This is a genomic window from Dyella sp. NPDC103356, from assembly GCF_055584465.1.
Window position 1 is genome coordinate 190,680 of record NZ_JBVJLZ010000004.1, and the last position, 21,605, is coordinate 212,284.

15 protein-coding genes and 1 pseudogene are annotated in these 21,605 nt (G+C 60.2%); 5 read left to right on the plus strand and 11 right to left on the minus strand.

The features are described from left to right. Positions 1–2: 2 nt before the first annotated feature. Complete coding sequence (locus ACZ6WW_RS10825; protein WP_465274201.1) at positions 3–2,207, minus strand: hypothetical protein; 2,205 nt, start codon at positions 2,205–2,207, stop codon at positions 3–5. A gap of 346 nt (positions 2,208–2,553) precedes the next feature. On the opposite strand from ACZ6WW_RS10825, the gene ACZ6WW_RS10830 reads away from it, so the two are divergent. After that, complete coding sequence (locus tag ACZ6WW_RS10830; RefSeq protein WP_465274202.1) at positions 2,554–2,796, plus strand: hypothetical protein; 243 nt, start codon at positions 2,554–2,556, stop codon at positions 2,794–2,796. Between the two features lie 128 nt (positions 2,797–2,924). Here ACZ6WW_RS10830 and ACZ6WW_RS10835 read toward each other — a convergent pair whose 3' ends face one another. Together ACZ6WW_RS10835 and ACZ6WW_RS10840 are read right to left on the minus strand one after the other, a co-directional pair. Next, a complete protein-coding gene (locus ACZ6WW_RS10835) occupies positions 2,925–4,583 on the minus strand; it encodes an MFS transporter (protein WP_465274203.1) in 1,659 nt (552 codons plus the stop codon). Positions 4,584–4,663: 80 nt separating this feature from the next. Further along, positions 4,664–6,121, minus strand: a complete 1,458-nt coding sequence (locus ACZ6WW_RS10840; RefSeq protein ID WP_465274204.1) for a hypothetical protein — start codon at positions 6,119–6,121, stop codon at positions 4,664–4,666. 274 nt (positions 6,122–6,395) lie between these two features. Between ACZ6WW_RS10840 and acs the strand changes: the two genes are divergently transcribed. Both acs and ACZ6WW_RS10850 read left to right on the plus strand, forming a co-directional pair. Further along, positions 6,396–8,336, plus strand: a complete 1,941-nt coding sequence (gene acs / locus ACZ6WW_RS10845) for an acetate--CoA ligase (protein ID WP_281851189.1) — start codon at positions 6,396–6,398, stop codon at positions 8,334–8,336. Positions 8,337–8,433: 97 nt separating this feature from the next. Beyond that, a complete protein-coding gene (locus ACZ6WW_RS10850; RefSeq protein WP_465274205.1) occupies positions 8,434–9,111 on the plus strand; it encodes a response regulator transcription factor in 678 nt (225 codons plus the stop codon). Between the two features lie 107 nt (positions 9,112–9,218). Here the strand turns inward: ACZ6WW_RS10850 and ACZ6WW_RS10855 are convergent. From ACZ6WW_RS10855 to ACZ6WW_RS10865, 3 genes and pseudogenes are all read right to left on the minus strand, one after another. Then, positions 9,219–9,974: pseudogene (locus tag ACZ6WW_RS10855) on the minus strand (M35 family metallo-endopeptidase); the annotation flags it as partial. A gap of 820 nt (positions 9,975–10,794) precedes the next feature. Continuing rightward, positions 10,795–12,225: an insecticidal delta-endotoxin Cry8Ea1 family protein gene (locus tag ACZ6WW_RS10860; protein WP_465274206.1), complete on the minus strand. Its 1,431-nt coding sequence runs from the start codon at positions 12,223–12,225 to the stop codon at positions 10,795–10,797. Positions 12,226–12,433: 208 nt separating this feature from the next. Next, complete coding sequence (locus tag ACZ6WW_RS10865; protein WP_465274207.1) at positions 12,434–15,898, minus strand: PAS domain-containing hybrid sensor histidine kinase/response regulator; 3,465 nt, start codon at positions 15,896–15,898, stop codon at positions 12,434–12,436. Between the two features lie 104 nt (positions 15,899–16,002). On the opposite strand from ACZ6WW_RS10865, the gene ACZ6WW_RS10870 reads away from it, so the two are divergent. Further along, the gene (locus tag ACZ6WW_RS10870; protein WP_465274208.1) at positions 16,003–16,644 is read left to right on the plus strand and encodes a 4'-phosphopantetheinyl transferase family protein; all 642 of its coding nucleotides are present in this window, start codon (positions 16,003–16,005) and stop codon (positions 16,642–16,644) included. A 62-nt stretch (positions 16,645–16,706) separates the two neighbouring features. Then, positions 16,707–17,450, plus strand: coding sequence for a pyridoxine 5'-phosphate synthase (locus tag ACZ6WW_RS10875; RefSeq protein WP_465274209.1), 744 nt, complete (start codon positions 16,707–16,709; stop codon positions 17,448–17,450). 90 nt (positions 17,451–17,540) lie between these two features. Here ACZ6WW_RS10875 and ACZ6WW_RS10880 read toward each other — a convergent pair whose 3' ends face one another. The 5 genes from ACZ6WW_RS10880 to ACZ6WW_RS10900 all read right to left on the minus strand — a co-directional run bounded on the left by ACZ6WW_RS10880 (position 17,541) and on the right by ACZ6WW_RS10900 (position 21,356). After that, positions 17,541–17,957: an ExbD/TolR family protein gene (locus tag ACZ6WW_RS10880; protein ID WP_281851182.1), complete on the minus strand. Its 417-nt coding sequence runs from the start codon at positions 17,955–17,957 to the stop codon at positions 17,541–17,543. 6 nt (positions 17,958–17,963) lie between these two features. Continuing rightward, entirely contained in the window at positions 17,964–18,377 is a 414-nt protein-coding gene (locus ACZ6WW_RS10885) for an ExbD/TolR family protein (RefSeq protein WP_281851181.1), read from the minus strand. An 11-nt stretch (positions 18,378–18,388) separates the two neighbouring features. Next, positions 18,389–19,138 (minus strand): MotA/TolQ/ExbB proton channel family protein, encoded by a 750-nt coding sequence (locus ACZ6WW_RS10890; protein ID WP_281851180.1) that lies wholly within the window; start codon positions 19,136–19,138, stop codon positions 18,389–18,391. A gap of 47 nt (positions 19,139–19,185) precedes the next feature. Further along, positions 19,186–19,845, minus strand: a complete 660-nt coding sequence (locus ACZ6WW_RS10895) for an energy transducer TonB (RefSeq protein WP_281851179.1) — start codon at positions 19,843–19,845, stop codon at positions 19,186–19,188. 206 nt (positions 19,846–20,051) lie between these two features. Beyond that, positions 20,052–21,356 (minus strand): tetratricopeptide repeat protein, encoded by a 1,305-nt coding sequence (locus ACZ6WW_RS10900; protein WP_465274210.1) that lies wholly within the window; start codon positions 21,354–21,356, stop codon positions 20,052–20,054. Between the last annotated feature and the right edge of the window lie 249 nt (positions 21,357–21,605).

Sequence of the window (21,605 nt, forward strand, 5' to 3'; positions counted from 1 at the left end):
GCCTAGGGCTGCGCCGACGCGCCGAGTTGCTCGCTCAATGCATGGGCCATGGCCTGCAACGGATAGTTCTGTTCCAGCTGCCGATCCATTTCGCCGAAGACAGGCGTGGAGATCGTCCACCCCAAAGGAATGGGATAGTTGCCGTGGCACAAACGGAAATGCCACAGCATGTCGCCGGCAGCGGGGTTGCTGTCGGATGCGTGCAGGGCATTTTTCAGCTGTACGCGCGCATATTCGCCACGCGCACCGCGCGTATCGAGCAGCGCCAGCAACGGCGCGGTCGCCTCGCCGCTTTCGTTGTCCTTGGGCGTAGGTTCGCTCGCCGGACACGCCGCGGAGAACCACGGCTGGAATCGGTTCTTGTCGTGTTGATCGATGAAATCGCTCATATCCGGATCGTTGCTGATATGCAGCACGATAAAGCGCAATGCGATGGCTCGCTGTTTCGCGACCGCACGCAGTTGGCGCATGACTTCAAGCAATGTCGTGGTACCTGAGTTCTCGAAGTAGCCGCCATCGACCAGTTGCAGGCGTGAAGGTAACGGTGCATTCGTTGCCGTGCTTTGCAGCGTGCCGGCCGGGCTCACGTAGGTAAAACGTGCGCTGTTCAAAACCACCTCGCTCAGCGGCACGCGTGGATCGAGCCATGCCGAACCATCGAAGGCAGCAGTCCACGGCTGTGCCTGCGGCGAGGCCATCGGATAGAACGGATGCTGGATAAAGCGTCGTCCTTCGGCCACGGTGGTGCTGTTGAGAAACAATGCCGGCGTGCGTGTGTTGGGCTGGCCGTTCGCATCCACATACATCGCACTGAACGATTCGGAAAAATCGTCCACGTGCTGTGCCTTCGCGGCGCGTTCCCATGCGCGGGTAAGCGCACGCGAACGATCGTTGAACCAAGCGCCCGGCAGCCAGCGCTGGGTGAAGTCGACAAACATCATGTTGGCCAGCGTCGGCGCGAGGTAGTCATGACTCAACAGGCGCTGGCTGTCCGCTTCCAGCGAGGCCGCCGTACTGGCATGGCGCAACATCGTTACATAGGTCGCCAGACCCAGGCTGCCGCCCGAAACACCGCTGCCTGCGAACAGGTAGCGGCCGAGCAAAGGTTCAGCCTGTCCTGCGGGGTGTTCGGCATCGATCAGGGCGGTGAGCCGGCTCAACACCAGCGCCGTCCACGCAGCACCACGAATGCCGCCACCTTCGGCCGATACCAGTACGACCGGGCACGGGTCATGATCGGCGCAACGATCGGACAACCACGCATTGGCGTAATCGGCAAAATGCGGTCGCAGATCCGGCGGCGGTACGTCCGGGGTCTGATGCGTGCTCATGTGCGGGTACTGCCGCACCATATGGTTATCGTTCAAATGCAGCGCATGCAGTGCCGCGCTGAGCAGCAACAACGTGGTGAGCAAGGGCCAGCCGCGCCGATCGACGATCATGCACAGAAAGCCGCCGCTGAAGCACAAGAACGCCGAAGCGATCAGCAGGATCGCCAGCGGGCCGATGCCGTCGAGCAGTTCGGGCCACCAGGCAATCAAGACGAGTGCGATGAGATTGCAGGCTACGGCGAGCAGCGAGAGTCGCAGCGGTGTCTTACCCAGGTCTCGTACACGTGCGACGCGAACTTCCTCGGCTGGCCGTTTGGCGACGGTGGTGTTCTTCTGAAGGGCGTGCAGCATCGGCCGGCGGACGATGAAGAACAGCACCATGAGAACCGACTCGACCAGTAACAGCGACGCGCGCCAGTCGCGTCGTATGCAGTCACCAGTTGCAGTACACGGCACATGCGGCACCTTGAACAGCGCCAACAGATAGCCGAGCAGCACCAGCGCCGGTACCAACGCACCCAGCACCCTCGGCGTCCACTCGCGCAGGCCTGCGCCGCTTTCATCCTGCAGCGCCGGCCAGCGCGGGTAGTTCAGGCGATACGCATTGCGTGCGGCATACCAGATGGTCAGACCCGCCAATGCGCTGCTGCACAGTAGCGCCAGGAATCGCCAGTTATTGGGATCGACCCAGACGGCGATCAGGAACAGTTCCGAGGCCTGATCCACACCGACGGCGACAAACACGGCGATAGCCAACACCAGCAGCGGAATCCGCACGGGCCTGGCGTGATCGAGCCATAACGGGAGGTGGGACCCTAGCCAGCGCGCGGCAACCCATAGGGTCCGGGCCAGGGTGGTGAAAGCTTTTGCACCCATCGAACTTCCCCGACGATACCGGCCTCATGGTACGCCAGGCGCGGTGACAGGCGACCCTGCGCTGTGTCACACCCTCGGACTTGGGGTCTCCCAAAGCCTGCGATCCCCTGGTTATGATTTGCGCAACAAGAGGGAATCTCGAAGAATTTCTCAAGTCGTCATTCCGGCGCAGGCCGGAACCCAGTGGCTTTATGGCCGGTTGTCGCGAAGGCAATAACAGCTGCTCTTGCTCTATCGCGAGAGCCGGAAACTGAAGCCACTGGATCCCGGCCTGCGCCGGGATGACGATGGAAAAACTGAGGTTATTTCAGGTTCCCAAAAACCGCCCACTCCTGGACATGTCGCCATGCGCTGGATTCTGCTGACCGCCACGCTGTTTGCCCTGGTCATTTGCTTTACCCGGCACACTGGCGGTGCCATGGGTGCCTGGCTGCTGCTTAGCCTGCTCGGCATCTTTGCCACGGTGCTTGCCTTCGTGCAGGCGCGTATCAGCGCCAGCTCGCGTGACGATGGCATGCTTTCCGAATACGACCTGCAACAACTGCGTGCCGGCAAGGAACCGCTGAAGCACCAGCGTGACGATGCCTGAGCGTGTTGCCAGCCTTGAAAGGCTGCGGTCGCGACTGAAGTCACTCCTACAAAGCTAGCCAGGCACAGCTATCTTGTAGGAGCGACTTCAGTCGCGACCGCCCCGCCACAACAACAAACTGAAATCGCCTATTGCCGGATATCCACATCCTTGGTTTCGCGCAGGAACAGCAGGCCGATAAAGAAGCACACCACGGCCACGCCGATCGGATACCACAGGCCGTAGTAGATATCTCCCTTCCAGGCCACCAGCATGAAGCCGATGGTCGGTACGAAGCCGCCGAACCAGCCGTTGCCTATGTGATAGGGCAGGCTCATCGAGGTGTAACGGATACGCGTGGGGAACATCTCCACCAGCCAGGCCGCGATCGGCCCGTAAACCATGGTGACGTAGAGCACCAGGATCGCCAGCAGGATAACCAGCATCGGATAGTTGGCTTGCGACGCATCCGCTTTTTCCGGATAGCCCGCGGTCTTCAGATCGGCAGCCAGCTTGGCGACGAAATCCTTGCTCTGCGCGGCAAACGCCTTGCTGTCCAGGCCGCCGCCTTCGAACGATTCGAGCGTGGTATTGCCGAGCTTGATCTGGGCAACGCTGCCGGCCGGCGCGGCCTGGTTGCTATACGGAATACCCTTCTTCGCCAGCGAACTCTTGGCCACATCGCAGGAGCTGGTGAATTTACCCTTGCCGACCGGATCGAACTGGAAACTACAGGCGTTGGGGTCGGCGATCACCACGACCGGTGCGGTAGCGGCTGCTTGCTCGATCGCCGGATTACCGAAGTGGGTAATGCCCTTGAAGATCGGGAAGTAGGTAATCGCCGCCAGCAGGCAACCGGCCAACACAATGGTCTTGCGGCCGATGCGATCGGACAGCCAACCGAAGAACACGAAAAAGGGCGTGCCGATAAACAGCGCCGCTGCAATCAGCAGGTTCGCCGTGGTGGCATCGATCTTCAGGCTCTGGGTCAGGAAGTACAGCGAGTAAAACTGGCCCGTGTACCACACCACCGCCTGGCCCATGGTGGCGCCGAGCAGGGCCAGGATCACCAGCTTCAGGTTGCTCCAGCGGCCGAACGCTTCGGTCAGCGGTGCTTTCGAACCCTTACCCTCGGCCTTCATCTGCTGGAACACCGGCGACTCATGCAGCTGCAGGCGGATATACACCGACACCGCCACCAGGATGGACGAAATCAGGAATGGAATGCGCCAGCCCCAACTGTCGAAGCTCGCATCGCCCAGCCCCAGGCGCGTCCCCAGGATCACCAGCAGCGAGAGGAACAGACCGAACGTCGCCGTGATCTGGATAAAGCTGGTGTAGAGGCCACGCTTGCCGGGAGGCGCGTGCTCGGCAACATAGGTTGCCGCGCCACCGTACTCGCCACCCAGTGCAAGACCCTGTAACAGGCGCAACGCGATCAGTATCACCGGCGCGACCACGCCGATGCTGTCGTAACCGGGCAAGACGCCGACCAGGAAGGTCGAGGTGCCCATGATGACGATGGTGATCAGGAAGGTGTACTTACGGCCGATCAGGTCGCCGATCCGACCGAAGACGATGGCGCCGAAGGGACGCACCGCAAAGCCGGCAGCGAATGCCAACAATGCAAAGATGAATTGGCTGGTTTCGTTGAGGCCGGTAAAGAAGTGCTTGCCGATCAGCGCGGCGAGCGATCCGTAGAGATAAAAATCGTACCACTCGAAAACGGTACCCAGGCTCGATGCAAACACCACCCGCTTGTGGCTGACATCGAGACTTGCTTTTGCGCCGGCGGCGGTCGTGGCCATGGATGCTCCCGTGATCGAATGATGAACTGCCGTGATGCCGAAGGCGGTCGAACGTCGACCGCCTTCCTGCCTTGCATAGATCAGAACTTGTACAGGCCGTTCAAGCTGACCTGGTTGCCTGTGGTGGTGCGAACGACCGCGCCATTGGTGGTCGAATCGAGCTTGTCATGCAGCACTTCGACGCCCAGTTCGTATGCACCGGCGGCGTATTGCAGGCTCAACGCGGCCTGGCGGTTCTTCAGGCTGCCTGTTGCACCCTGGCCGATCCAGCGGACCACATCGTCCTTGCTCGGATTGACCATGCTGTAGAACGCATTGACGCTCCAGTTCTTGGTGAAGTTGTAACCGGCCTGCACGAAGCCACCGGATTCCTTGATGTCACCGAACTGCGACTCGGCACCGAACACCTGGCCCAGGGCATTGCCGGTGTAGACCAGCGCCTTGAGGTTCCACGGACCCGGCTTCCAGTTCGCACCGATTTCAAAGGCGGTACTGGTGATATCGGTCTTGATCGGCGGATTGGGAACCGTGTCGCCCACACCGTGCAGATCCATCTTGCTGTAGTGGCCTACGGCGAACGCCAGCCAGTTCTCGCCTTGCGCATGCAGGCGCGCTTCCAGCTGCGGCCGGAAGCCGGCACTGCCGGCGGTGCCGAAGTTGGTGGTGTTGCCCGGACCGCTCCACGAGCCTTCGAACGCCGCCAGATCCAGGCGCCACTGCGTACCTTCCGCACCGTGGTTGAGGTCCTGCATCAGGATCGCGCCCGGATAGCGCCAACCGATCACACCGGTGGAGAAGCCCAACGGAAAGGCGATGTGCGAGAGCGAGGTCGGGATCATGTCGAGCGGGAACAGCAGATCCCATTCCTGACCGATACGCACCGTGGTGCCGGAGTTCGGATTGATCAGGTCCATATAAGCCTGGCGCAGGCGCGGGATGGCCTGCTGCTGCGCATAGGCACCGGTACCATTGAAGCCGCCGAAGAAATCCATCTCGAGACGACCGGACCCGACCCAGTCGCCGGTGAACTTCGCGCCGGTGAAATCGAGCCAGAAGCGTGTATTGCGAATATCCACGCCGCTCAGCGACCCCTTGTTACCCGGTACGGGGTATTCCGCGTTCTGGCCGTTGCCGTAGTTGAAATTCTTGCTCTGGCTGAATGCGCTGGCGTTCAGCCAGCCATGCAGCGCGACCGTAACGCCCGGCGCAGTGACGAACTGCGGCTTGGCCGCGGGTGCCGGCGGCGCGGCAGCCACGGTCTGCACCTGTGCCTGCGCGGTCTGTGCCGTCTGCTGCGCCTGCGTCGCGGTTTGCGTCGCCTGTGCGGTTTCGGCCCGCTGCTGCTGGATCATCCCCTTGAGTTCGGCCAGCTCCTGTTCGAGCTGGTCGACACGCTGTTCGAGCTGCTTCTCGCGCGGCGTCGGTGCCTTCTTGTGTTTGGTCTGGTCCGCGGCATGTGCCCCCATCGGCAACGACAGGGCAAGGGCGATACCGCATGCGATCGCCGTATAACGGCTACCGAAACGTCTGAAAACCATGTTCTTGCCTCCCCAGGCTATGGCTAGCCGAGCATGGGTTTAGCGGCTTTGGCGCGACTATTCCCCAATAGTCGAAACTCGACCAAAGTCGATAAGCCGTGGCGACGTCCCGATCACCGGCGGCGGGCTAAACTTCCAGGCCGATATCGGCAACGCAAAGCCTGCAACTTGTCATTCCGGCGTAGGCCAGAATCCAGTAACGTCAGCGTTCGGCTATCGCCAGGCACCGCATCCGGAAAACCCGGGCGCCCGGCACTATTTTTCAGGAGTCCCCATGTCCAAGCTTTACCCGGTCAAGCCCGAATTCGCCGCCAAGGCCCGCATCGGCAAGGAGGAATACCAGCGGCTGTATGCCGAATCGGTAAACGACCCGGAAGGCTTCTGGAAAAAGATCGGCGGGCGCCTGGACTGGAGCCGCCAACCCGGCAAGATCAAGAATGTCTCCTACGATCCCACGGATTTCCGCATCCGCTGGTACGAAGACGGCGAACTGAATGTCGCCGCCAACTGCCTGGATCGCCACCTGGAAAAGCGCGGCGACAAGACCGCGATCATCTTCGAAGGCGACGATCCGAACGACTCGCGTCACATCAGCTATCGCCAGCTGCATGAAGAAGTGTGCAAGTTCGCCAATACCTTGAAGCATCTGGGCGTGAAGAAGGGCGATCGCGTGGCGATCTACCTGCCGATGATTCCGGAGGCGGCCGTCTCGATGCTGGCCTGTGCGCGCATCGGCGCCGTCCATTCGGTGGTGTTTGGCGGCTTCTCGCCCGATTCCCTCGCCGGCCGCATCGCCGACTCCACCGCCAAGGTCGTCATCACCGCCGATGAAGGCGTGCGCGGCGGCAAGAAGATCCCGCTCAAGACCAATGTGGATGCCGCCTTGCAGCGCCCGGGCACGAACAGCGTGGAGACCGTCATCGTGGTCAAGCGCACCGGCAGTGCGGTGCCGATGCAATCGCCGCGCGACCGCTATTACCACAACCTGATGGAAGGCCAATCGGCCGACTGCCCGGCCGAACCGGTCGAGGCCGAGCATCCGCTGTTCATTCTTTACACGTCCGGTTCCACCGGAAAACCCAAGGGCGTGCTGCATACCTCCGGCGGTTACCTGGTCTATGCCAGCTACACGCACGAGATGGTGTTCGACCTGCGCGAGGACGATATCTACTGGTGCACCGCGGACGTGGGCTGGGTCACCGGCCACAGTTATGTCGTCTACGGCCCGTTGGCCAATGGCGCCACCACGGTGATGTTCGACGGCGTGCCGAACTATCCCGATACGAGCCGTTTCTGGCAGGTGGTCGACAAGCACAAGGTGAGCCTGTTCTATACCGCACCTACCGCGATCCGCGCATTGATGCGCGAGGGCGAAGGTCCGGTCAAGAAAGCCTCGCGCGCCAGCCTGCGCCTGCTCGGCTCGGTCGGCGAGCCGATCAATCCGGAAGCTTGGGAGTGGTACTACCGCGTGGTCGGCGACGAGCGCTGCCCGATTGTCGACACCTGGTGGCAGACCGAAACCGGCGGCATTCTGATTACCCCGCTCGCTGGCGCGATCGATGCCAAGCCGGGCTCGGCCACCTTGCCGTTCTTCGGCATCAAGCCGGCGGTGGTCGACACCAATGGCGCGATCCTGGATGGCGCGACCGAAGGCAACCTGGTCATCACTGATTCGTGGCCGGGCCAGATGCGCACGGTGTACGGCGACCATCAACGTTTTATCGAAACCTATTTCACGGCCTATCCGGGCAACTATTTCACCGGCGACGGCGTGCGCCGCGACGAAGACGGTTACTACTGGATCACCGGCCGCGTCGATGACGTGATCAACGTCAGCGGCCATCGCATCGGCACAGCCGAAGTGGAAAGCGCGCTGGTGTCGCATCCGAAGGTCGCCGAAGCGGCGGTGGTCGGATGCCCGCACGAGATCAAGGGTCAGGGCATCTATGCCTATGTCACCCTGGTCGCTGGCGAGAACGGCACCGATGAGCTGCGCAAGGAGCTCATCGCCTGGGTGCGCAAGGAAATCGGCCCGATCGCCACGCCGGACTACCTGCAGTGGGCGCCCGGCCTGCCCAAGACGCGCTCGGGCAAGATCATGCGCCGCATCCTGCGCAAGATCGGTGAGAACCAGCCCGATCAGCTCGGCGATATTTCCACGCTGGCCGATCCGAGCGTGGTGAAGAACCTGGTCGATGAGCGCTTGATCAAATAGGAGCGAGGAATGGTAAACAGTAAATGGTAAATAAGAGCATCAAGCTGAATTCTTGGCTCTCTCTGTTAACTATTGACCGTTTACTGTTTACCCAAACATGCCCGACATATTGATTGCCGATGACCACCCGTTGTTCCGCGACGCATTGGAACGCGCGGTTGTCGCTGCCATTCCCGAAGCACAGGTGCATAGCGCCGACAGCGTGCCGAACCTGCTCGAGCTGATCGAACGTTACCCCGATGCCGAGCTGCTGCTGCTGGACCTGCATATGCCCGGTGCGAGGGGCTATTCGGCGTTGGCGCATATTCGCGGCCAATATCCCGGCCTGCCGACGATCGTCGTCTCCGGTCATGAAGAAGCGCAGGTCGCCCGACGGGCGCTTGCGCATGGTGCATCGGCCTACATTCCCAAATCGACCTCCGGCGACGACATCATTACGGCGATCCGCAGCGTGCTCGATGGGGATGTGTGGTTACCTCATCGTCTGATGGGCGGCAACGACGTCGCCTTGAAGCCTGATGAGGCAGACGTCGCCGCTCGCATCGCGTCGCTTACACCGCAGCAGTTTCGTGTCTTGACGATGATCGCCGAAGGCCTGCTCAACAAGCAGATCGCGTACGACCTCGGTGTGTCAGAAGCCACGGTGAAAGCGCATATGACTGCGATCATGCGCAAACTCGGAGTCAACAATCGCACGCAGGTAGCGTTGGCTGCCGGCCATCTTGCGGTCGATCAAACGGCGATTCCATCCGTGCCTGAAGATTCGGACATCTAGTCAGTTCGCTCCGCATCAGGCAGTACGATCGAGGTGCATGGAGTCATGGCAAGAACTCGAAGCAAACCTTCGAGTTCTTGCGTGTCACATGAAAGGCCCTTGCCGCATCAATCGCGATTCGGCGTGTTTTCCGAGAAGTACTCATAGTTGTCGGCGTTCGCAATGGCGCGCGCCGGATCGTTCTGAGCCAATTGACGCGCGGCGGTTTGCCCGTAGGCGTGGTCCTGTGTACCGGCAACGATGGTGAAATGGCTGAGCTCGTGGACGAGGGTGCCACCGCGCGAGTCCGTGCCGGCTTCAGGGGCTGACCAGAAGGCGCCGCAGACATAGATGTCATAGGGGCGATTCGGATAAACGTAAGCGTAGATCCCTCGATCCGAACAGCCGCAATCGACCGTGATTCCTGCATTGTCGACCGCCAGTTTGATCTTGCCGACCTTGTCCTTGACGCTGGCATATCGTTGGTTATCGTGATTGCCGAACCAGTAGCGATATCGGTTTCCAGCCGACGTGCGGGACATCGCCGAATGAGCCCCATTGATCATTTGCCCGGCAGCTCGCCTGGCGCCCTGGATGGCTCGGGTCTGATCTGCGGTACAACTGCGAAACTTGGTGTCGCCGACGGCGACCTGGCTGAATATCGCGGCAGCGAACTTTGGCATGCTTGGTGCGACATCGATGGTGATGGCATTGCCGGTAGTTGCTCGCTTGCGGCTGACCTGCGTGTTATCTGCCTTGTAGCGCACTTCGAAACGGCCACCTTGCGTCAAGTCGTACGCGTGCGCGACATCGACCTTCATCGCAATCGCCTGACCGGGTGCAAGGCGTATGAGGTCGCTTTCATCGCCACCGGCCCGTTTTACCAGCTTGCCGATGTAGTCCACCGGCTGGCCGTCGTGGGTCACGTCGAGCAATGGTGCGCCAAGGCTCCCTTCAAACTCGATCGGCAGATCCCAACGCGAGATACGTTCCTCCACATCGCCACGATTGGTCGCCGTCACCGTGATGCTGGAAGCAGCAGCACCGAGCGATGTGTCGGCTTTGAGTTCTATGTCGACGGTCCCTGCAAGAGCGACATTCGTCAAAGCTAATGCCGAAACGACGCAGGCTGATAAGAATACCTTCTTCATTGCAACTCCCTATACGGATGGTGGGAGTCATAATGTGGTGAATATCAAACTCAGCGAAGTCGGCTCATATCCCTTCGTCGTGACGACAAAGGATATCGGGCATGCATCCCGTCTCTGAAGACGATGCAGTCGTAGATGCCTCGAAACAGGATGCCTTCGCCACGACTTCGGTAAGAAGCCCTACGTTACCGTCGTTGCTCTTTTGCGAACCAGCACGCTGAGCAATGCGCTCAACGCAGCCGGCCGAATCGGTTTGTGCAGCATCGCGTCTCTTACACCGCAGAAGTTGCGTGTCTTGATGATGATCGCCGAAGGCCTGCTCAACAAGCAGGTCGCGTACGACCTCCTCGCAATCATTGCCACTGCCGAGTACGACGCAATGTCGTCGCGCGGATATGCGATCTCCGCTCGATTATGGAGATTTCAAGGTCGATACAACCCGGATTGAGAGAGTGAACTCTTTCCACTTCGTCCGTCATGAATTACCGTCGCCGCCACGCGCGGAGCCTGATCATAACGAACAGGCTCCTGAGTATGTCCCTTTTTGGCGATCTTATTCCAAATACATCGGCAGCAAGCTGGGTGGAGCGCTCTCGGCAAGCTTACGTATCGCGCTCATGGAGAGATTACTTCCCGTTTGCTTGATCAACTGGAACCCAAACACGCATCCGGAGAGCACATTACCGTAGCCCGCCGCCGTTCCAAAACCGCGAATGGAAGAAAGCTTATGGCCTGGATATCCCGCCCGAAATTTGGTGAGCAACTTGGTTCCGCTTCGATCGCCGTATCTCGGCGTTGTGGAACCATCCGTTCTGACGAACGTCACTGCCGCGATCGCATTCGCGTACTCACATATAACATTGACGATCGGACTTTTTTCGTTCCATTGGAAATTCCGCATTCCGCCGTTACTGCCAATACTTTCTTTTTGGGCTGGCCCGTAGTTGAGCGTCATGCCATCGATAAACTCATAGTGGCGTATCTCCAGTAGTGATAGCGGAGCTTTGGGCACAGCGACATTTCCCATGCGCCGAGGAACTGGCACCTTCTTGTCGAAATATGATCCGCATAGAGGCGAAAAGATTTCTCGGTCCAGGCGGACCTCCACTTTATCCGGATACATGGCCGCATCCATGTATGGCCATATCGCCCTGATGTCCAGAGCGGTCAATTGATACTGCGCCTTGGTCTTGAGGACCGAAGCAAGAGGCTCATTCCGTTTGTCTTTGGTTTCTGGATTCTTGTTTGCAACGTCCGTCAGAATGCTTTCTACTGTTCGGTCTACGTGATCACCATAGATAATCGCCCTTTCGCTCAATTTTTTTCGATAGAGGTCTATGGTTTTTTCTTCGAAACCGAGCATCTTTCCCGTGGTCACCAGATCTCTCAGCAAGCCAAGATGCATGTTTGCTGCAATGGTGTACATGTTTATCAGCGACTTTTCGTGCCCTTTTGTCGCGAAGCGAGGCATCATTGCTGTGAACGTGCTCTCGCAGCTTATGCTGAAGGTTTTCAGATCTTCCTGCGCTCTTCTCTCGGTCAGTACTATGTAATCTGCCGACAGATCTGTCATACCCTTGAGATCACTTGCTATCAATGAGTAGACCGCTTCGGTGATCTTTGTATCGACAATGCTATTGATGCTGTCGATGATTCTTTTCCACCTCTGCTCCGGCGTTTCCTCCGGGCCAGGAATGACCAACGCACCTATGGTGCTGAGAATGCCTCCGACATAAGGGATAAGGCTGACTGCCTTTAGCGACACTTGACGCAGAATACTAAAAAAAAGTTCGTCACTGCTGTCTAGCTCTGCATTGAACGTGGCGCTGTCAGGCAAGTTCTCCTGGGCCAAGGCAGGCGTTACGATACCGCTTGCCAGCAGCGGTGAGGCCACTATACAAGCGGAACTCACACCTGTCCTTTTCAGAAAAAGTCTTCTGGAAAGGTCGGCGCTTTGGTGGGTCTGTTTGTTTTTCGTATTCATAGAAATTCCTTTTTCTATTCGACGGTTATCCCTCACCCGGCTAAAAACATACTCGTGCAGAGCGCTATAAACCATAGCTAGCGCGGTAGCGGCTTCTCAGGCATGTGTAAGGATGGAGCGCAAAGCTTTACGTGGCTTTGTCGCGTCGGCCATCTGTCGGCTCTTCGGATCGCGTTCGTCTGGTCTGCGCAAAGCGCGAAGTTCGCCGTCAGGTCAATGTCGTCGATCGTTTGCGAACAAGTGCACTCAGTAACGCTCGCAGTGCAGCCGGTCGAATCGGTTTGTGCAGCATCGGGTAGCCCAACGCGCGCGTCTGCTGTTTCAAGTCGCTGCTGCCATCGGCCGTGATCATCACCACGGGTGGGAGTTGGGCAATGTTATGACGCAAGTGAGCGATCGCCTCCAGGCCGTTCATATCGTCGGTGAGATGGTAGTCGGCCAGGATAAGATCGATCGGACCATGCTGCAGCTCTGTCAGTGCGTGCTGGACATCGACCGCGGTCCTGCAATCGACGCCCCAGCGTTGCAACAGCGCACGCATGCCTTCGAGAATCACCATGTCGTTGTCCAGGCAAAGCACGGTGAGCGGCAACTCTTCGAGCGACACGGTCTGGCTGACGATGCGGCGTGGCGCAACTTTCACTTCCGCGCGCGGCAGCCTGATCGAAAAGCGACTGCCGTGCCCTGTGTGCGACGTGAGATCCAGGCGGTGACGAAGAATGGCCGCGATGCGCTCGCAAATGGACAGGCCCAGGCCCAGGCCTTTCTCACCCCAGGGTGATGGGTGATCCAGGCGCTGAAACTCGCCGAATATGCGCGCTTGCTGCTCGGCTGCGATGCCAGGCCCGGTATCGCAGACGTCGATTCGTACTTCGTTGCCGACACGCCGTGCGCCGAGCAGGACGCCACCGCTTTCGGTGTAACGCAGCGCGTTGGAGATGAAGTTCTGCAGGATCCGTCGCAACAGCTGTGGGTCGCTTCGCACCGCCAGTTTGGTTGGCACGACATGCAGGCGCAGGCCGCGTTGTTCCGCGACTACGGCAAACTGCGCACGCAACGAATCGAACACATCCGCAAGCGCAAACAGGCCGATATCCGGCCGGTAGCTACCGGCATCCAGTCGTGAGGTATCCAGCAGCGCATCCAGCAAATCTTCTGCTGCGCGAAAAGACGCGTCGATACGTTCGGCAAGCTGGTTGGTCTGGCTGTCCAAACCAGGTTGTTGACGAAGTGCGGCAGTAAACAGACGAGCGGCGTTCAGCGGTTGCAGAAGATCGTGACTCGCCGCTGCGAGAAAACGCGTCTTGGATGCGTTCGCCGCTTCTGCGTCTCGCCGCGCATTGGCGGTGGCTTCAAGTGCCTCGCGCAACTCGGCAGTGCGTTGTTCGACGCGCTGCTCCAGATTTTCGTTGGCTTCGATCAGCGCTTGTTCGGCGTGCTTGTATGCTGTGACATCGGTATACGTCGTGACATAACCGCCACCCGGCAAGGCGCGGCCGCGCATTTCGATAACCGTTCCATCGGGTCGAATGCGTTGGAACAGATGCGGCGAACCCACATGCATAAAGCGGATACGCTTGGCGACGTGCGCCTCGACTTCGCCGGGCCCGCATTCACCGTGCTCCGCGTTCCAGCGGATCAGGTCGGCCACCGGTACGCCCACGTAGACCATCCCGTCAGGGTAGTCGAACAATTCCAGGTAACGCCGGTTCCATGCCACCAGGCACATCTGCGCGTCGACCACGCTGATGCCTTGCGAGACGTTTTCCAGGGTGGTGGAAAGCAGCTCGCGATTGAACCGGAGCTCTTGCGAGGCTTCGTCCATCAGCGCCATCGCTTCGGCGATGTCCAGGCCCGAACCTGATAGCGCCCCCATCAGGATACGCCGCGCGCTGGCCGCGCCGACGGCCGCAGCAAGCAGACGCTCGGTGTATTGAATCAGCGAGCGGTCGGCCGATTCGCCACCTTGCAGCACCCGTCCGCTGCGCTCGCCATATTCGGTGAAAGCCCGCTCCGCACTGCGGTCGCCCACGATACGTTCGGCGATGGTGCGCAGATCGCGCACCGAGACACGTCCGCGCCAGTCACCGGCCCCGGTAGCGCCAGTGACGTAGGGCGCCACGAACATCGCCGCATGCAGCCGCTCTTCGAGGCTTGGGCGAAAGCGTAGCGAGACGAACACCAGGCAGCCGATGTTGGCGAGCAGGGACCAGAAGGTGCCATGCATCACCGGATCCCACCCGCTCAGATGAAACAGGCCTTGCGGTCGCAGCCAATGCCATCCCAGCGGACCGGTCTGCAACCACGTGGCGGTGTGATCCATCGCCGGGAACAACAACGTATACGCCCAGACGCCAAACCCCGCCAGCAATCCGGCGACGATGCCGCGGCGGCTCGCGCCACGCCAGTACAAGGCCGAGATGATAGCCGGTGCAAATTGCGCAACCGCGGCGAAGGCGAGCAAGCCCGTAGATGCCAGCGAAGCGGAGTCGTCCACGGCGCGGTGGTAGACATAGGCGAGGCAGGCAAGGCCGAGAATCGAGATACGACGCACCAGCAATACGAGTTGCGAAAGATCCGTCCGTTGGTCGAGTCGAAAACGACGGATGCGCAGCAACGCCGGCATCACCAGGTCGTTGCTGATCATGGTCGACAGCGCCACGGAAGAGACGATCATCATGCCGGTGGCAGCGGAGAACCCACCGACAAAAGCAAGCAGCGCGATACCGCGGTCGCCCTGCGTCAGCGGCAGATTCAGCACCCACGCGTCGGGCATGCCTTCGCGCACCGATGGCAGGTGTAGCCCGGCCGCGACGATGGGCAGCACGGCGACGCTGATGATCGCCATGTAAAGCGGCAGCATCCAGCGGGCGCGGCGCAGATCGCGTGGGTCCTCGCACTCGACCACGCCGATCTGAAATTGCCGCGGGAGACAGAACATGGCGCAGAACGCAAGTAGCGTCTTGGCAAAGAAGCCCGGCGAAATGCCGTCGGCCAGTTGCTTGACCGGTAGGGTAGCGGTCACTTGCAGTCCTGGGCCGTGCCATAACGCGTAGCCGGCCAACACCACGAAGGCTACCAGCTTGATCAGCGATTCCAGCGCGATCGCCAGCATCATGCCGTGGTGGTGCTCGGTCGCATCGATAGTGCGCGTACCGAACAGGATCGCAAACACCGCCAACAGGATCGCCGTCCACATGGCGCTGTCGCCGAAGGCCGGAACATCCGGCGATCCAAGCACCGCATACGACATCGATACGGCTTTGAACTGCAGTGCGAGATAGGGAACGATCGCGATCATCGCGATGACCGCCACCAGCGCACTCAAGCCATGCGATTTGCCAAAGCGTGCGCCGATGAAATCGGCGATCGAGGTGATGTTGCGCTGCTTGGATACCAACACCAGTCGGCGCAGCAGGCCATAACCGAACACATACAGGATGATCGGTCCGAGATAGATCGGTAGATAGCTCAGGCCATCGCGTGCGGCCGTGCCGACCGCGCCGTAGAACGTCCACGACGAACAATAGACGGCCAGTGCGAGGCTGTAGATGACCGGGCGCAGCTTGGGTTGGCGCGGATACAGCGGGCGTCGGTCGCCCATATAGGCGACAACGAACAGCAGTCCCAGATAGGACAGCGACACCAGCAACAGCAACCAGCCTGCGATCACATCAATACCCCCGTGTCGACCGGTGCCTTCCAGGGCGAGGGAGTTGCCATTCCCTTCGCCGGCGCGCTTGTGTCAATGGCCGCTTGGCCGGCACCATGCGCCTTATGAAGACAGTGGAAGGCCAACCGGTAACGAAAGTAGCAGAGCACTTGCGTCCTGACGAGTTGCACATTTGGCGGATGGTCTACGGCCACCACCAGGGACGCGAACCGCTGCGCGAGTTGCTCGCCGCCTATCTGCGCTGCGACGCCGGCGAGGTGCAGCTGATCGAGTCGGAGCATGGCCGCCCCGAGCTCGCCTCGGTGCACGCCAGCAGCCTGTTTTTCAATTGGTCGCACAGTGGCGATCAGGCCGTCCTTGCCATTGGCATCGACGTCCAACCCGGTATCGACATCGAGCGTTTGCGCCCCCGGCCGCGCGCGCTCGAGATTGCGCGGCGCTATTTCGATGCCGAGGAAACCCGTGCGCTCGAAGCGGCTGGCGAAGATGCACGAAGCGCCGCGTTCCTGGAGTTATGGACGGCCAAGGAGGCCGTGCTCAAGGCGCTTGGGCGGGGCATCGCCTTCGGACTCCATCGGCTGCGTATCGCCATCCAGAGCGACCGGTTGCACCTGCGCTGGCTGGACGATGACGACGCGCAGGCCTGGCAGCTTTACCGGCTTACGCTGGACGCCGCACATATCGGTGCGATCGCATGGCGGGGCGGCCCGCGAGCGCTTCGATACGGGACACTTGCCGACCGCTAGCGATTGGCGCACTGTTGGCGGTCCACAGTGCCGAGTCTCGTCGGCCGATTCGTAAAGCATCCATGACCCTGCTGAGCGTCAACGTCAACAAGATTGCCGTGCTGCGCAACTCCCGCGGCGGCACCGAACCCGATATCGTGCGCGCCGCGCTGACCTGCATCGAAGCGGGTTGCGGCGGTATCACCGTGCACCCGCGTCCCGACTTACGCCACATTCGTCCGGACGACGTTCGCGCACTCGCCTCGGCGATACGCGGCCGTGTCGAATACAACATTGAAGGCAACCCTTTTGCTCCAGCCCGTGGCGCCTATCCCGGCCTGATCGAGCTGGTTCGCGAAGTGCGTCCTACCCAGGTGACGCTGGTACCGGACGGCGACGGCCAGATCACCTCCGATCACGGCTTCGATATGCAAGGCGATATCGAACGACTGGCGCCGCTGGTCGCCGAGCTGCGCGCCATCGGCAGCCGCGTGAGTCTCTTCGTCGACGCCGGCACGACCCGCTTTGAGGCAGCCGTCGCGATCGGCGTGGAACGTGTCGAGATCTACACCGGTCCTTACGCACAGGCCTTTGAAGAAGGCCAGGCGCAGGAGCAGCTGACGCTTTGCGTGGAAACAGCGCGGCGCGCGCAGCAAGCGGGGCTGGCGGTGAATGCCGGGCACGATCTGAGCCAGGCGAATCTCGGCACCTTCAAGGCGGCGATTCCCGGTCTGGCCGAGGTGTCGATCGGCCATGCCTTGATCGGCGAAGCCTTGTACGAAGGGCTCTCCACCACGGTGCGCAACTATCTGCAGATCCTGCGCTAAGGATCTGTTCGCGGCGCCTCCGCGTCAGGCATAAAAAAACCCCCGCACAAGGCGGGGGCTTTCGGGTAACGCTGCTTGCGATCTAGAAGATCACTGGCCTTCGGTAAAGCCGATCTTGGTCAGACCATAGCTTTTCGCGTCTGACAGCACGCGGGCTACATTCTCATACGCCACGGCGTCGTCGGCGTTGATCTGTACTTCCGGCTGTTTGGCCGGATCGCCCATCGCGCCGATCAGCGACAACTGGCCTTTCAGCTGATCTTCGCTCACCGGCGTGTCGTTCCAGTACAACGCGCCGGACTGATCGATCTTCAAGCGCACCGGCTCCGGCGGGTTGTCAGGATTGACAACGTTCGGGTTCGGCTGCGGCAGATCGATCTTCACCTTATGGGTCAGCATCGGTGCCGTGATCATGAAGATGATCAGCAGCACCAGCATCACGTCGACCAGCGGCGTGACGTTGATGTCAGCCATCGGTCCCTTACCGCTACCACTACTAAATGCCATAACTGCTTACTCCTTGCCGGTCGTGATGAAACCGACATGGACCATGCCTTGCTCCTTGGCGGCGCCAAGAATCTTACGCACGATCTTGTACTCAGTGGTCTTGTCCGCGCGGATCTGCAGTTCCGGCTGCGGCGATTTTGCCGCCGCAGTCGCAAACTGGAGCTTCAGCTCAGCCTCGTTGACCTCTGCATCGTTCAGATACATCGTGCCATCGGGCTTCACTGCCAGATCCATCGGCTCAACCGGCTCGTTATCCGCAACCTTCGGATTCGCGGTCGGCAGCGCAACCGTGATCCGATGAGACATCAGCGGCGCGGTGATCATGAAAATGATCAGCAGCACCAACATCACGTCCACGAGAGGCGTGACGTTGATTTCCGACATCGGACCGCCGGAATTGTCTCCGGAGCTCATCGCCATGGGTCAATCCCTCACTTCTGCTCGACGCGCGCGCCAGTAGCGAAGAAGTCGTGCAGGTCGTGCGCGAACTCGTCGAACTGAGCGTAGGTCAAGCGGTTCGAGCGGTTGAAGAAGTTGTACGCAAGCACGGCCGGGATAGCGGTGAACAGACCGAACGCGGTCATGATCAGAGCTTCACCCACGGGACCTGCCACAGCTTCCATCGACGCATTGCCCGATGCGGAAATCTTGATCAGCGCGTGGTAGATACCCCACACCGTACCAAGCAGACCGATGAACGGTGCCGACGAACCGACCGTGGCGAGCAGGGTCAGGCCGCCTTCCAGACGCAGGCTCTCACGAGCCACGGCCTGGCGCAGAGCGCGGTCGATGAATTCCGAACGGCTCAGCGACTCGGCGAGACGACCGCCACCGGCAGCTGCCTGCTGGTGATGGGCGACGGCCGACGCGGCGTCGAGGGCGATCTTCGAGAAGGGTTCGCCCTTGGGCTGAGCCTCGAGCTCGCGGATCGCATCTTGAGTGGAGCCATTGCCCCAGAAGCCGTTGATCACCTTGTCGGCGCGGCCACGGACCATCGAGTTACGGATGGCATTGGCGATGATGAAGTACCAGGAGGAGAAGGACATCACCACCAGCACCACGAACACGATCCAACCCAGCGGATCGAAGTTGTGGATGAGGTGGTCGAAACCCATCGACTTCATGGCTTCGGCGTTGGAGGTACCGCCACCGGCGGCAGGAGGAGTTTGCTGGAAGAACATAACGCTACCCTTGGAAAGTCAAGCGTGAACTGTGACTGTAACTGGAATTACAGCTGGTTAAGATTGAAGTTGATGGGAACGCGTGCGTAACCCTCAACCTTTTGCCCATTCCTTGTGGTCGGATTGAAGCGCCACTTGCGTGCCGTTTCGATCGCGGCCTGATCGAGCTCGCGGAAGCCCGAAGACTTCTCGACCTTGATGTCCTTCGGCGAACCGTCGGTACCAACCAGAATCATCAGCGTAACCGTGCCCTCGTGACGCTGGCGAATGGCCTGCGGCGGATACTTGGGCGGATTACGGCTGTTATAGCTGAGATCCGAGCTGGCCTGAATCTCCGTCGGCGGAGCCGGCGGTGAAGGCGGAGCCGGCGGCGGCGCAGGAATCGGATTGGACGACGCTTCTTCAACAGCCGGCGGCGGAGCCGGCGGCGGCGGTGTCGGCGGCGGCTTAACCATCTGGATGATTTTCGGCGGCGGCTGCTTCGGCGGTTCCGGTGGCGGCGGCGGCGGCGGAGGGGGAGGCGGAGGCGGCTCGATGAAGTTTACCTGGACTGTACGCTCCACCTTCTTATCTGCTGCCTTCGGAGGTGCCATAGGCGCCACCAGCAACAGGAACGCGAACGCATGCAGCGCGATGGCAACAGCCAACGCCCAGGTACGCCTCCAATTGAACGGCCCTTGGCCGGTTGATTCGTTACTTGAGGCCATCTGTCATTTTCTGGAGCGGGTCATTCGGAATGACGTGGTCGCAGCACCCGGCAGCAAATTCATCTCCCTGAGGGATATGACATTTGCCACTAGACACGTACAAGGAAAGTATCCAACGGTACAACAGCACATGGCGTTTGTATAGCACTCTGAACGCGGTCGAAACGCATATGCACCGCGGCCTGAGCGCCTACAAATACCGTGTTTTATTTGCTGGCTCCTGCCTGCTTCAGCCAAGCCTTCGCTTTGTCGGCCGTCTCGGGTTGCTGAGCGGCTTTTTGCATGGCGGCAACTGCGCCGGGCTTGTTCTTGAGACCGCGTTCGGCCTCCGCCAGCAGCATGTAAGCCGTGCCCTTCTTCTGCACGCCCTTATCAATGCCCTGCTGGATGAGGCTCTTCGCCTCGCTGAATTTGTCTTGGCTCAGCAACAGTTGGCCAGCGCGTACCGCGGCCTCACCGTCTTTGGCCATCGGCATTGCCTTGCGATAGGCGTCGATGGCTTCGCTGTTGTTCTCGGCGACATAAGACGCGTCGCCCAGCAACTTGTAGTTGTCGTAGCTCGGCTGCACGATGCCCTTGCTCATGCCCTCTTTGAGCACGCCGGCTGCCTTGACGGCATTGCCCTTGGCATCGTTACCTTCTTGCCCGGTGACCAGATAGAGCTTGGCCAGGTTCACGTAGCTCTTTTCGTCTTTCAGATTGCCCGACGCGCGCTGCTTTTCCATCAGCGCAATGGCTTCCGGATACTTCTGCGACTGCATCAGCACGGCGACGGCGTTGCTCATCGCGGTGGTGTCGTTCGGGTTGGCGGCCAGCTGCTGCTGGGCGAGCTGAGCGGCCTGGTCGGTCTGACCCGACTCGGCGTAGCTGGCCATCAGGATCTGGTTCCAATTGTCGTTCGGCTTGTCCGGCGACAGCGACTGCGCCTTCTTGATGGCGGCGATGGCTTCCGGATATTTCTCGAGGCGGTATTCGGCGTTGCCTTCGAGCGCATACGATTCGGCGGTTTCTTTCTTGCCTTCGGCGCGCCACTTGGCAATCGTGTCGAGCGCCGGCTGGTACTGCTCGCTGGCAATGTAGAACTGCGCGAGCATGTATTCGAGCTGGAAGTAGGTGTCGTTCGGCATCGTGCCGTTATCGAGCGAGCGCTTCAGCAGATCGATCGCACCCTTCACGTCACCGTCGTTGTAGTGCACGTTGGCCAGACCCTGCAGGGCCAGCGCCTGGGCGTATTTGCTTTTGCTCGAGTCGGCGATCGGCTGCAGGATCTGCGTCGCCTTTTCCTTGTCCTGCGCGTTGACCGCGTCCAGGCCTTCGTTCAAGGCCTTCTGATCCTTTTCGCTGGTCAGGTCGAGCTTGGGTTCCGTGCGGGTCGCGTTCGGATACAACGCTTCCTTCTTGTCCTTGTCCTTCGAATTCGCATTGCTGTCGCGCGCCATCACCGGGCTGCTCGCAACGGTCAGCGCGATGATTGCGCCGGCCAGCAACTTGATTACGGGAACATGCTTCATGAACGACGGAGCCTCTGTGTAAGGTTTCTCGCACAAACTGTGCGGGGGATCACTGAGCGTAACCTGATGTGCCCCATCAGGACAAGTCGCAGTGCCGCAGCAAAGGTTGTTAAATATCAATTAGTTGCAGGATACGCCAGCGTATTTGCCTGTTTTTCCCTGCACTTATATCGATCTTTGTTGTCGTATAAATCCTACTTTTGCTTTCCAAGCCACTTCGCGGTGCCGGCAGCCGAGCATATCGGCCAG

Bases quoted from the DNA above. Each gene is read 5' to 3' on its own strand.
- ACZ6WW_RS10870 (WP_465274208.1), top strand. From the start codon at position 16,003: ATGAAGACAGTGGAAGGCCAACCGGTAACGAAAGTAGCAGAGCACTTG.
- acs (WP_281851189.1), top strand. From the start codon at position 6,396: ATGTCCAAGCTTTACCCGGTCAAGCCCGAATTCGCCGCCAAGGCCCGC.
- ACZ6WW_RS10825 (WP_465274201.1), bottom strand. From the start codon at position 2,207: ATGGGTGCAAAAGCTTTCACCACCCTGGCCCGGACCCTATGGGTTGCC.
- ACZ6WW_RS10880 (WP_281851182.1), bottom strand. From the start codon at position 17,957: ATGGCATTTAGTAGTGGTAGCGGTAAGGGACCGATGGCTGACATCAAC.
- ACZ6WW_RS10875 (WP_465274209.1), top strand. From the start codon at position 16,707: ATGACCCTGCTGAGCGTCAACGTCAACAAGATTGCCGTGCTGCGCAAC.
- ACZ6WW_RS10830 (WP_465274202.1), top strand. From the start codon at position 2,554: ATGCGCTGGATTCTGCTGACCGCCACGCTGTTTGCCCTGGTCATTTGC.
- ACZ6WW_RS10895 (WP_281851179.1), bottom strand. From the start codon at position 19,845: ATGGCCTCAAGTAACGAATCAACCGGCCAAGGGCCGTTCAATTGGAGG.
- ACZ6WW_RS10900 (WP_465274210.1), bottom strand. From the start codon at position 21,356: ATGAAGCATGTTCCCGTAATCAAGTTGCTGGCCGGCGCAATCATCGCG.
- ACZ6WW_RS10835 (WP_465274203.1), bottom strand. From the start codon at position 4,583: ATGGCCACGACCGCCGCCGGCGCAAAAGCAAGTCTCGATGTCAGCCAC.
- ACZ6WW_RS10860 (WP_465274206.1), bottom strand. From the start codon at position 12,225: ATGAATACGAAAAACAAACAGACCCACCAAAGCGCCGACCTTTCCAGA.
- ACZ6WW_RS10890 (WP_281851180.1), bottom strand. From the start codon at position 19,138: ATGTTCTTCCAGCAAACTCCTCCTGCCGCCGGTGGCGGTACCTCCAAC.
- ACZ6WW_RS10850 (WP_465274205.1), top strand. From the start codon at position 8,434: ATGCCCGACATATTGATTGCCGATGACCACCCGTTGTTCCGCGACGCA.
- ACZ6WW_RS10840 (WP_465274204.1), bottom strand. From the start codon at position 6,121: ATGGTTTTCAGACGTTTCGGTAGCCGTTATACGGCGATCGCATGCGGT.
- ACZ6WW_RS10885 (WP_281851181.1), bottom strand. From the start codon at position 18,377: ATGGCGATGAGCTCCGGAGACAATTCCGGCGGTCCGATGTCGGAAATC.